Raw genomic sequence first — 13,607 nt, 5'->3', positions numbered from 1 at the left:
ATTGTAATTTGACCATACTATTTATTAAGTAACATCTTATTTTTGTAATCGATTACAATATTGTTTTATCTTAATTAAATAAAATATTCAATTTATTAAGATAGTATATATCGTCATTTAAACTAAACTTTATTAAACAAAACTACCTTTTATTATGAAATTATTAAAAACCCTTGGCCTCTTCTTTGTTGGTCTTTTGTTGTCACATGCAACCTTTGCTCAAAATTTTAGTCCAGACATTGTAGTTGATATTAATGGAACTGGAGACTTCACCTCTTTGCAAGCAGCTTTTGATGCAGCTTCTCCAGGTACACTAGCAACACCAACAATAATTTACGTGAAACGTGGACTTTATGAAGAAAAACTTTTACTTCCTGCCAATAAAATACATATCACTCTTATTGGAGAAAGTAGAGAGGAAACCATTATATCATATGGTATCTATAACTGTTCAACTGGTACTGTGAAAGCTGATTTGTGTCCAGATGCGAAAGTAGCTCCATATGCAGGTAATACTGATTTACTTAGAACAGCGGCAACACTTACTGTTATGGCTAACGATTTTAGAGCAGAAAATATAACCATTCAGAATAACGCTCCAATTCTTGGTCAAGCTCAAGCTATCACCTTGCAAGCTGATCGAAATGTCTTTGTTAATTGTGATATATTGGCATACCAAGACACCATTTATTTTTGGATGGCTGAGACTTCAAGAGCCTATTTTAAAGGTTGCGTAATTGAGGGCAGAACGGATTATATTTATGGTCGCGGCGTTGGGTTTTTTGGCCAGTGCGAAATTAGAAGCTTTGGAGGTGGCTGGATAACAGCTCCTTCTTCAACGATTAATCAAACTTATGGTTTTGTGTTTTACGAGTGTGATTTAACTTACAAAACCCCTAGTCCTAGGGCTGGAGATGACGGTGCTTTAGTAAGATTTGGTCGTCCTTGGCATGAATACCCTAAAGTAGCATGGCTATATTGTACTATGACTGATAAAATCCATCCAGAAGGTTGGGGTGACAAGTGGAATATGACTTATTCCGATACGAGCACAGATCTTCATTTATATGAATGGATGAATACGGGAGCAGGTGCCAATATGAGTGGTAGAGCAAATTGGGCAGGTTTAAGAGCTATGGTAAACCAAGCTGAAGCTGATTTATATGAGCCAGAAATTGTATTAGAAGGTTCAGATAATTGGGATCCTACAGCCATAGCACCAACAGTAACTGTATATAATTGGGACGGTGGTGCCGGAAACAACGGTTGGTTGGAAGCTAATAATTGGAACCCTGATGGTGTGCCAGCAGCTTCTGAAGTTGCAAATGTTGACGGTAGCGTTACCTTAGATGCTAATGGCGGAAGTTTTGTGGCTGATTTAAATTTAGTAAATGGAGCTACCCTTGATGTTTCATCAAATAGCTCAGTAACTTTATTGACGCTTAACCAATCAACACTGTCATCTTCTGCAAACGCATCTTTTTCAGGAACAATTAAAACTAAAGGCGATGTTAGTATAGATGCGTCAAACAACCTAAATATTACAGCAGCTATTATTGGGGTGCACAAAATTACTAAATTAGGTACTGGTATAGCTCAAGTCAACAATGGAAACACTGGTTTTGCCGGAGATATTGTTGTTGAAGCTGGAGATCTGCAAGCTAAAGTTGAAAGCGCATTGGGGAGTTCTGGGAAAATAACGGTAAAAACCAATGGTAAGTTAACCATTGATGTTAGTAATGCTATGGATGTTAATACAGCACTTTATACAGAAGGAACAGCACAATTACAACTTAATCAGGACATAACAATTAGTGAGTGGTATATCGATGGTGTTATACAAAACATTGGTCAATATGATACAAACACAAATTCATCAACTATTAGTGGTTCTGGAAAAATTATTATAGGAAGACCAAGTGAGTTTACATTTCTTGGAGGGAATTGGGATGTTGCTAACAATTATTCACCGGCATTATTGCCCGAAGCAGGAGAAAAGGTCATTGTAGATGGTGTTACTATAGAAGCACAAGGTAATTTGTTTTCTGGGGATATGTATGTGCAAAATGGTGGTAGTATCCGTTTAAGAAATAATACTAGTAATTCAAAATGCTTAGGACCTGTTACCATGTATCAAGGAACTAATATTTCTTATGCAACTAGTGGTACTGGATTTTACTTAGTAGCCGACATTATTTTAGAAGGTGACATTTCTCTCCTTTTGAATAGCTCCAATACTGCTGGTAGCGTTATGGACTTACCTGGAACATTTTCTGGCAATTCTAAAGTAACAGTGCGTAACACAAGAGATGTTACCTATACAGCTACCGCAAAGTTAGGGGGTGATAACATTAATTTTACAGGTACTTGGGATTTAACTGTTGCTGCTGCAAATGCAGGAGGTGCATCAGCAATCAATGGTTTTGTTGAAAATGCTTTTGGAAATGGATTGATTGATTTGGCTGTTAATAATAAAGCTATTTTTAATCATGCAAAATGTGCTGGTGATGTATTGAAAATGAATATAGTTGGTTCTGCTACTGCTGTATTAAACGTTGCAGTTATAGTTAAGGAATTTATTTTGAATGGAACGCCGCTTGGAAACGGTACATACAACGCTTCAACACATTCCGGTTTACTTTCTGGAACAGGTTCTATTACGGTTGATTCCAGTTTAAGTATAGATGATAAAGTTTTTTTAGAATACAATATATTGAGAGTAAAAGGTAATCTTGAAAATCTTGAGATTTATAACATTATGGGGCAAAGTGTGCATCAAACTAATTCTACTCAAGAAATAGATTTAAAATGGTTAAAATCGGGCATCTATATTGTTCGTTTTAAAGTAGATGGCAAACAAGGAGCTGTTAAGTTTTATAAAAATTAAAAACTAAACTTTATATTAAGTGATTTAGAGGTGAAGTATATCTCAGTTTGCTTATAATTCTTTAAACTAAAAAAATGAAATCATTATTTTTTAAATTTTTCGTAGGTATTTTTGCTTTTTGTAGTATAGTCTCTGCAAATGCACAAATTACCCTTCATACCATTGGAGATTCAACAATGTCCGATTATGATGAAAACTCTACAGATAAAAGAGGATGGGGCATGATGTTTCAGCAATTTTTTACTTCCGATGTCGTTGTCAATAACCGTGCAAAAAGTGGGGCAAGCAGCAAAAGTTTTTATTTGGAATCACCTTATTGGACTACAGTAAAACAACAAATACAAACAGGTGATTATGTAATTATTCAATTTGCCCACAATGATGAGAAAAGTAATGGTTTAGATGGAGGTACCGACCCCAATAACCCAATAAATGGGACGGATTATCGTGGTACCACAGCTCAAGGAACCTATAAAGAGTATCTTAGAAAATATATTGATGAAACACGTGCATTAGGTGCTACACCTGTTTTAGCAACTGCCATGTGTAGAAAATACTTTAGTGGTGCTACCATTACTCGAAAGGGACAACATGACTTAGGAGGAGACTATGGTCTTCCAGAGTCAGATAACACCCATGATTACAGCTATGCCATGGGAGAAGTAGCAATTGAAAAAGGAGTGCAACTTATTGATTTAACTGCCTTAACAAAAACGCTTCTAGAATCTTATGGCGATGCAGCTAGTACAGCTCAACTTTTCGTTTCTTCTGATTCTACACATCCCAATGCATTGGGCGCAACATTAGTTGCCAGATTATGTGCTCAAGAAATGACCAATCAAAACATTTTGGCTTCTTATATAAATACGTCAACAGATGTACTGATTAATCCGAGCGAAGTTGATTTTGGAGATGCATTTACCGGACAGACACTTACTAAAGAAGTAACCATTACAGGTTTTGATCTTGATCCGGCCTCAGGAACATTTACCCTTTCTGTAAGTGATGGTTTTTTAATAGCATCCAATAAAACAGATACTTTTACATCTTCTATTACTATGAATTATACAGGTGGTAATCTTGAATTCACAAAATTTTATATTTCAGTATCTCAGTCGGTTGGTGGAACTAAAGAAGGAACACTTACTGCAGCTAACGGAACAATTACCAAAGAAATTCCTTTAACGGCTAATTTTATTGAATTAACAGGTGGAACAGAAGTAAATCTTTTATGGGAATTATCGGCAGATGATAGTTATGTCTTAGAAGGACCAGCTATACCAATGGATGAATCACATACTGGCATGTACGTACAGTCATATAATCAGCCTAATGCCACTACCATATGGCCACCAGAAAGCGGTTATACCACCAGAAAAACCCAAAGAAATTTACTTGATGGGGGTATTTGGCCAGCAGGAGAGATTGATGAAGTATCAACGCGTCATATCCAATTTGGAATTTCTGCAAACGAAGGAACCGAATTAAATATTGATGAAATAAGTTTGTATGTTGGAGGAGCCGGAGGAAGTGGTATGCGTTGCAAAATTTATTATTCTAAAGACGATTTTGTTACCGCACCCCTATTAAAAGAATTTCAGAGTATGACATCAAATACGATGAATTTTGTTTCAGCGATACCTGTTGTTAAACTTACCGCTGGGGAGACTTTAAAATTACGTGTATACCCTTGGTATAATGGAGAAGCCACAGGAAAAACTATTTGTCTTGCCGATGTTAATATACATGGCGTAGCCACTCCTACTCTTTCTTTAGAAAAACCTTTAGAAAATCAAATAAGATGGATAGTTGAGGATGGTTTTATTAAAATAAAAAATGCTCCAGTACACGGTAACCTATCAATATATGACTTAACAGGAAGGTTAATTCATAAATCGTCAAACAGGAATGAGAGCGACTTATATATCATTAAATCGACTTCAACCAAAGGTATTTATATTGGTAAAATTGAATCTCAAGAAGGTATACAAACAACAAAGTTTTTGGTGCCGTAAAACGATTTTTTGTGTTTTCGCTAAAAAAGCGATACAAAATTATTAGACAATAACAACTAAATTAAACATTACTAAACTAAATTATTTACATTATGAAATTAACTTTAAACAAAAAAAAGCATTGGTTATTTTCTGCTTTTTTTATCGTTTTTTGTGCAACAAGTTTACAACTAGTTGCACAAACCACATTAGCGGAATGGACCTTTAATTATGGTCATGATCAAGCAGGAACGGGACCTTACACCTATACCCCGAATGCAACCGCTCGGGCTGCAGCTGATGGCTTAGATATTAGCGTCAATTCAGGGGACGTTTTTTACCCCAATAGCGCAGATGGTACCCTATCAGATTATGAAATGTCAATGGTTCCTAATGTTGCAGGTCAAATTAAAAATGTTTTCCAAGGCACAACAACCTACCATAATTCTGCAAGAATGCAAGGTGTTGTTACGTCTTCCGATTTCACAAACTCTACAAATCACGCTAATTATTTTCAATTTTCGTTCCCAACAACAGGATACAAAGAGATTAAGCTAGATCTTTCTTATACTACTCAAAATGTTGAAACAGACATTCTTGATGTTTACTATTCTGTTGACGGAGGAACCAGTTGGGCATCAGCAGGTCAAGTAAGCGGAAACTGTTGTTGGTGGACACTTAAAACTGCTCAATTGAGTATTGTTGCCAAAAATAAAAGCAATGTTCTGGTAAGATTAATAGGAGTACAAGATGGTGGAACTACAGGTAATTATTTTTATATAGATTCCTTTAAAGTAACAGGTACTTCAACTACATTACCAACAGATACGGCTTCAACAATTAATTGGGTTTTCAATTTGGGCACTGCAGGGCAAACTGCAACCTATACAGAAGCCAGTTACTACAAACCAGATAATGTTACAGCAGGCAGTAACTATTCATATTTTGGAACAAGAACTGGAAGTAATCCTACGGTAACGTATACTTCATTTAAAAATGAAACTGGAGCTACTACTCCTGCAGGAGCAAATATTAATAACTTAATTGGATTTGAATTTACTCCAGTCACAGGGTTAGATTTTGTACCAACAAGCATATCTTTTGACTGTCAAAGGTTTGGAACGGGGTCCGGTCTTATAGATATATATTGGAAGTCTTCCGATGGGACATCTACCCTAATAAAAACTAACGTTAAACCTGCTAGGGACGGAGATGTAACTAGTGAAGCTGCAGACACCAATAAATTCACTATGGATGTTTCAGGATTGGCAATTCCTGCTTTAGGAGGCAAAACCACTTTGGAAATATATATACATGGTCTTGGAGCTGGTAAAGATGTTGGTTTAGCAAATATTTCAATAGCAGGTAAATTAAATGGAACAATTGCAGATGTAGCACAATATACAGTCTCAACTGCTGCATCGCCTACTGCGGGTGGCGCAATAATTTCTGATAATCCTGCAACTGTTGATGATGGTACGGTTGTAAACTTAACAGCCAACGCTAATTTTGGTTATGAATTTGTTGAATGGCAAGACGATCTGGGTGCTACGGTGTCTACGCATAACCCATTCCAAATAACGGTTACAGATAATGTAAGCTATACGGCTATATTCAATCAATTAACTACATATGCCTTAGATGTTGTAGTTGAAGGCGGTGCTAACGATTATATGGTAGCCATTTCTCCGGCAGGAAATATGGTCAACGGATCTAGAATGTATGTTGAAGGAACTAATGTTACTTTAACTGCCAGCGGAAATCCAATTCTTAATTTCTCGAACTGGGGAACAGGAGAAACGAATAATGAACTTATTGTTACACTGGATAGTAACAAATCTGTTACAGCATCTTATAATGCAGCTGAATATGTTGTAGGATGGGATTTTTATGACGATGTTGTTACTGTAGATTTTTCATCAAATGTTGTTAATGATGCAACTAGTTTGGTTCTGCGAGATGCCGCTGGAGCTACTTCAGGGGGACTAAATTTCTCTAAATTATCTGGTAATAGCTGGTATGGCAAACATTGTCGTATTAATTGGAAACAGTTAGCAGATAAATTCTATTATCAAATAAAAATTAATGCTGCGGACTATACTGACATAAGTGTTCAAGCAGCTATGTTAACTAGTTATTCAGGATATGCTACTCAAAAATGTGAGTACTCAATAGACGGTACTAATTTTACTGAAATAGGAACTTATAATACTTCAACAGTAAACACATGGGTTAATGGTTTATTTACCTTACCTACAGATGCTAATAATCAAGCAGAAGTTTACATCAGATGGATTCCAGATTACACATCATCTGTACTAGGAAGTGGTAATGATGGTACGTCTATTTCTGAAATATATGTTTATGGTACAGAAAGTGTATTTAATGATGGTATGGCTCCTGTTCTTACCAGTTCTGTTCCTGCTAACAATGCTACGGGCGCCTCAGCAACAGGAAAAGTAGTGCTTAATTTTGATGAACGTGTTAAAATAGTAGAGAACACTACGGCGACTCTTAATGGTAAGCAGTTAACACCTGTAGTTTTTGGTAAATCAATATCGTTTAATTATTCAGGGTTAGACTATAATACAACTTACTCTTTTGATTTAGCAGGAAACGTGATTTCAGACTTAACAGACAATACTTTAACTGATGTTATTTCAATCTCGTTTACAACACTTGATAAACCAACGGTAACCAAAAGAGCTTATGACTTTATAGTGGGGGTTGATGGTGATTTTGCAGCAGCTTTGGCAGCTGCAGATGCTGCAAAAAATAGTGGCAATAGATTCTATGTTTTCTTCCCTAACGGAGATTATGATTTAGGAACTACCACAGGAGACGCAACTCAACAAACATTTATCAGTTTGCCAAACATTTCGTTTATTGGACAAAGTACTGAAGGTGTATCTCTTTATAATAACCCTACGCAAGCCCAAGAGGGAATAGACAAAACGCCTACTATTAATTTTACAAGTAGCGCTAATAATATTTACATGCAAGATCTTACCTTGCTAAATAAAATGGATTACCGTTTAGGAATACCAGAAAAACGTGCGGTAGCTTTACGTCACCAAGGCGACAAAAATATTTTCAAAAATGTAAGGTTATTAAGTAACCAAGATACTTATTTTACCGGAGCTGGAAGAACGTATTGGGAAAATGGTGAAATACACGGTACTGTAGATTATATATTTGGAGATGGAGATATCTTCTTCAACGACTGTTTGATGTATATGGAAAACAGAGCGTCTGGTGGTGGCGGTATTGTAACTGCGGCAGCTACTAGTTCTAATTGGGGTTATGTATTTAGCAATTGTACAATTGGAGGTGATGCACAACAAAATGGAATTTTTAATTTAGGCAGACCTTGGAACAATGCTCCAAAAGTGGTTTATATCAATACTACTATGAATATTTTGCCGACCTCTGGAGCTTGGGGAGACCCAATGAATGTAGTTCCTTTCAGATTTGCAGAATACAATAGTTTGACTTCCTCTGGTATTGAAGTAGATTTAAGCCAAAGACGTACAGATTATACCAAAGATGCTACATCGGTTACATTAGATCCAACATTAGATGAAAGTGAAGCAGCCCAATACACTATAGAAAATGTATTAGGTGGTGGTGATACTTGGCAACCAACCTTATTTACAGAACAGGCTTCAGGCCCCGTATTGTCAAAATCAGGTTCAAGCCTTAATTGGGATGATAGTAATTATGTATTAGGATGGGCAGTATTTAAGGATGATGTCTTTGTAGATTTTGTAATAACCAATAGTTATGACATTACAGGAAACACGATTGGTGTTTATACAGTAAGAGCAGCTAATGCTATGGGAGGTTTAGGAGCTTCTTCAAATCAAGTAGATATCAGTTTAGGAATTAAAGAAAATAATTTAATAGGCGTTAAGGTTTATCCAAATCCAGTGCTTAATAATGAAGTTTTTGTATCAATCCCAACGGTATCAGTAAATACAACTATGTCACTTTTTGGATTGGATGGAAGACTCATTATGAAAGTAAATATTAAGAGCAATAAAACATTAATTAATATGTCTGGAATCCCTTCTGGAGTTTATTTATTAAAAGTTGACTCAGAAAAAGGTTCTCAAGTATCCAAAATAATTAAAAACTAAACCAAATAATAGCAATTTAAAAGCCAGTTATAAATTTATAACTGGCTTTTTTGTTACAAGTTCCCCAAATATATTTACTATAATTAAACAGTTCGCTTTAGAAAACCTCAATGTAATTGTAAATAAAGTAAGCTTCAATATTAGGAATTTACATCTAATCACAGCTATTGTTTATGAAATTCTCAGCAATCAAATAATATTATTGTAAATTTATAACAGACCTTAAAAAATCCACCTTTATTCTAACTAAATTCATTTAACCAGTTATTGAATTTAGGTTATTATATGGTTATAAATTACCGACTAACCCAAACCTTGCCTCAAACAAATGAATTATTTCAAAATAAAAAAAAATTACCTAATCTTTCTAATTACTATTTCTGTCAATTTTGTTGTAGAAGGACAAGTTTTCGAGCAAGCTAATGCCATTCGGTTTAAGAAATATGATGGTAATAATGGTATTCCTGGTGAAACAATAAAAACGATATATCAAGACCAATCGGAATTAATGTGGCTAGGAGTTGAGTATAAAGGCTTAGTCTCTTTTGATGGTAAAAGTTTCAAACAGTATGAGTTTAATCAGGAAAATGAGAATTCAATTTCTAGTAATATAATTAATAGCATTTGTGAAGATAGAGAGGGAAATCTTTGGATTGGAACAATAGATGGACTTAATAAGAGAAAAAAGACTCTGAATAATCATATACAATCGGATTTCTTACGATTTTATAGTGAAGAGAATCCTACATCGATTCCGAGTAATTACATTTGTCAAATTTTCAAAAATAAAAATGCCGACTTGTTAATTGGTACTGGACAAGGATTATGCCTCCTTGAATCAAATAATCAATTTAAACAAATTTCACTTACTAATTCGAAAGATCCTGCGGTTCGTTGCATTTACCAACTTAAGTCTGGTCAATACTTTATAGGAACTGACAAAGGACTTTTTAAATTAAGCGAAGCATACCAAAAAATAGGTTACTGGGCTGTTGACGATGCTCAGGGAAGGGTTACTTCTATAGATGAAGATGTTGATGGCAATCTATGGATTGGTACACGTTCTGGTTTATTTTTATTTAATAAAGAGCAATTGCATGAAATCAATGAGGTTCTAAATGAAAATTATCATTTTGACGGCATGGGTATTCACAATGTTCTTCGTGACAAGTGGGGGCGCATGTGGGTAGGTTCGTATTCTAGGGGACTTTACATATTCTATAAGAATGGTGAATCTTATGAGTTTATCTCAAATAAAGCACTTTATGAAAATGGGTTTCATGCTTATCAAATAAGAGGCATTTCTCAAGATTCTCAAGGCCTTATATGGGTAGCTACAAAAGATGAAGGGTTTTATATTTACGATCATAGAATGGAAACATTTGGATTACTGAATACAACAAGTAGCCCGCTTAAGCTTAGTAATAGTAGTATCTTGGCTGTTTTTGAAAGTAGTGATAATAATTTATATGTAGGCACCAGACAAGGTGGGATAAATATTGTAGATGCCCAAAGAAAGCACATAGCACATTATACGCACAATCCTGATAGTGTGCATAGCATTGGGGATAATAGAGTTGAAGGCTTTGCCGAACAAAGGTCTGGTGAAATATGGCTGGCCACTGTAAAAGGCTTGAGTAAATTTTCACCAGTATCAAAGGTGTTCAAAAATTATAATTTCAAGCCAACACATTCAATCGTAATAGATAAAAAGAATCAACTATGGTTGGGTACCTCTAAAGGTTTGTTCGTTTTTGATCCCCTCAAGGAGTTTTTTAGCTGTCCATTTATTCATGTACCTGCTTTGGAAGACAATATTAGGAGCTTATTTATTGATAATGACCAGAACCTATGGATAGGGACAAATAATTCTGGGCTTCTCCAATATTCACCAGAAAAAGGAATTCTCAAGCATTATTATGCAGAGCATACAGATGAAAGATACAGGTTGCCTTCAAATGCAATCAGAGCAATTCAACAAGACCATGAAGGAAATATCTGGATAGGGACATTACTAAATGGAATGATAAAATTAGAGAAGGGGTACAATGAACAATCATATTCTTTCTCTGAACACGTATTTGACGGTACAGGCGTTTTTTCCATTATTGAAGGTAAGTCAGGAGTTTTTTGGTTATCTACTAATAAAGGAATTCACGAATTTGATAGTCAATTGGAAACCACCAGAGATTTTGGTACACAGTATGGTTTACAGGGAGAGGTATTCAATAATACAGCTTTTCTTAAATCAAATAATGGCTATATCTATTTTGGAGGAAATAAAGGTTTAAATTTTTTCAAGCCTGAGCGTATTTCCAAAATTTTATTTACCCCAACCACTTCAATCAAGGCAATCACCGTTTCGTCTCCAGGAAAAGATGATTTTTTTCAAGAAAGTCTTGGGGTTTTTCAATTTAAATATGGATCTTATATTTCGTTTGATTTTTTTCTTAATGATTACTCTAACCCACAAAATAATAAATTCAAATATAGATTGGAGGGCATCACAAAGGGGTGGATAGACTTAGTCAATAACAATAATATATCGTTTGCTAGCTTGAAACCAGGAGACTATAAGTTGGATGTTATAGGAGCTAATAGCGATGGGATTTGGTCTAAAAACCAGCAAACAGTCACATTCAAGATTTTAGACCCATGGTGGTTGTCTAAAATAGCCAAAGCTTTATATGTCATTTTTATTGTATTTGCAATTTATCAAATAATTAGGTTTATTGCTTTCCGGGACAGAAAAAAGCATGAACTAGAGATTATAAAACTTGAAAAATCTCAGGCTGAGAAAATCATCGAAGAAAAACTTAGGTTTTTCACCGATATATCTCATGAGCTCAGAACTCCACTAACAATAATACTGCCATCTGCAGAAAAATTAGTAAAAATTAAAAAGGATAATATTGTAGAAGTAAAGAAACACGGAGTATCAATTCTAAGAAATGTTAAGGCTCTAATGGGTCTTGTTGAAGACCTTCTTGAATTTCGTAAGATAGAAAATGGTAGCATCATATTAACTACAAAGCCACTACAAGTAATTGACTTTTGTTACAATACATTTTCTGAATTTTCCTATTTGGCTGAAAGTAAAAAAATTGGTTATCATTTTAATACAAACTTATCGGAGTTTAATGCTATGATTGACCCCAATATTTTAAACAAGGTACTTTCTAACTTATTAAGTAACGCCATCAAATACACCCAAAATCATGGTCATATAGAACTGGTTATTACAGGCACTACGACTATGGATAAATTGTTAATCTTAGTAAAAGACACAGGTGTGGGGGTTTCAACAGAAGATTTGCCAAATATTTTTGACCGGTTTTATCGTGCAAAATCTGAAATAACCTCCAGAGGTACAGGAATTGGGCTAGCACTAACAAAAAGTTTAGTAGAAATCCATGGAGGAATAATTTATGTGCATAGTGAAGAAGGAAAAGGGAGTGTTTTTACAGTTGAAATTCCTTTAGATTATGTTGAAGGGGTACAGGTATTGCCGATATCGAATGTTGATGTTTCAAGTCATGAGGTTGAAGAATCTAAAAAAAATGAAATCAGTCATGAAGAAGAAACTGCTCAAATATTATTTGAACAGTCCGAAGAATCCATATCAATAAAAAATAAGAATAATCAAGAAATTCTTGTTGTAGAGGACGATTTGGAAATACAAAATTTACTTAAAGAACTGTTTTCTGATTATAGGGTAATTGTTGCCAACAATGGTAAAGAGGGTCTGGAATTAGCTAACCAAAAATCACAGCCTTCTCTAATTATCTCTGATGTTATGATGCCTGTAATGGATGGGTTGACTTTTTGTAGAGAAATAAAAGGGAATTTTCAAACAAGTCACATCCCTGTTTTGATGCTTACAGCAAAAACAACCACATCTGATCAAATGAAAGGTATAAATGTTGGAGCAGATGACTATGTACTTAAGCCGTTTTATTCTGATATATTGGTTGCAAAAGTGGAAAATCTCTTAAAGAGACAAATGCGATTAAGAAAATATTTTGAAAAAAGCATTTCAATTCAGCCTTCTGACCCGCCTACATATAATCGAGAAAAAGAGTTACTTATTAAATGTAAAGAAATAATTGAAGTAAATATTTCTAATCAGGAATTTAGTGTAGAGAAGCTTGCAGAAGAACTTGGACTAAGTAGAGTGCATCTATTTCGTAAACTTAAGTACCTTGTTAATCAAAGTCCAAATGAGCTTATGTATTCTATAAGGTTAAAGCGATCTATAGACTTGATTAAAACCAATAATTACACCATTTCAGAAGTGGCATATATGACGGGGTTTTCATCCCCAAGCTCATTTAGTACAACCTTTAAAAAATACTATAAAAAATCACCAAAGGCTTACGTTGATGACTTGGTTAGTGAAACATCTAGTTAGAATAGTACTTATTTATATTAAATTTAATAGGGTTTAAATTATTGATTTATAGAGTTTTAAATTTAGTGTAACATCCATTGAATCATTTGTAACATATCAAAAACATAAGTAAAATAATTTATGGTTTTTTTGTGTAAACAGAATGAAAGAATCCTTTCGTTTTTTAGTGAACGTTC

The 13,607-nt window shown here is 34.7% G+C and carries 4 protein-coding genes; all 4 read left to right on the top strand.

Features of this window, described 5'->3' with window-relative positions; translation table 11 throughout:
* Nucleotides 1-154 precede the first annotated feature (154 nt).
* The 4 genes from VP395_RS00750 (at nucleotide 155) to VP395_RS00735 (ending at nucleotide 13,431) form a co-directional block, all read left to right on the top strand.
* Nucleotides 155-2,887: a pectinesterase family protein gene (locus tag VP395_RS00750; RefSeq protein WP_346239785.1), complete on the top strand. Its 2,733-nt coding sequence runs from the start codon at nucleotides 155-157 to the stop codon at nucleotides 2,885-2,887.
* A gap of 74 nt (nucleotides 2,888-2,961) precedes the next feature.
* On the top strand, nucleotides 2,962-4,902 hold the full coding sequence (locus VP395_RS00745) for a GDSL-type esterase/lipase family protein (RefSeq protein ID WP_346239784.1): 1,941 nt from the start codon (nucleotides 2,962-2,964) through the stop codon (nucleotides 4,900-4,902).
* 92 nt (nucleotides 4,903-4,994) lie between these two features.
* Nucleotides 4,995-9,020, top strand: a complete 4,026-nt coding sequence (locus VP395_RS00740; RefSeq protein ID WP_346239782.1) for a pectinesterase family protein — start codon at nucleotides 4,995-4,997, stop codon at nucleotides 9,018-9,020.
* Nucleotides 9,021-9,348: 328 nt separating this feature from the next.
* Nucleotides 9,349-13,431 (top strand): hybrid sensor histidine kinase/response regulator, encoded by a 4,083-nt coding sequence (locus VP395_RS00735; RefSeq protein ID WP_346239781.1) that lies wholly within the window; start codon nucleotides 9,349-9,351, stop codon nucleotides 13,429-13,431.
* The last annotated feature ends 176 nt before the right edge of the window (nucleotides 13,432-13,607 follow it).

The sequence above is a fragment of the Mariniflexile soesokkakense genome, assembly GCF_039650365.1.
In the GTDB taxonomy this organism is placed as follows: Bacteria; Bacteroidota; Bacteroidia; order Flavobacteriales; family Flavobacteriaceae; genus Mariniflexile; species Mariniflexile soesokkakense.
This window is presented reverse-complemented; position numbering and strand designations above follow the sequence as displayed.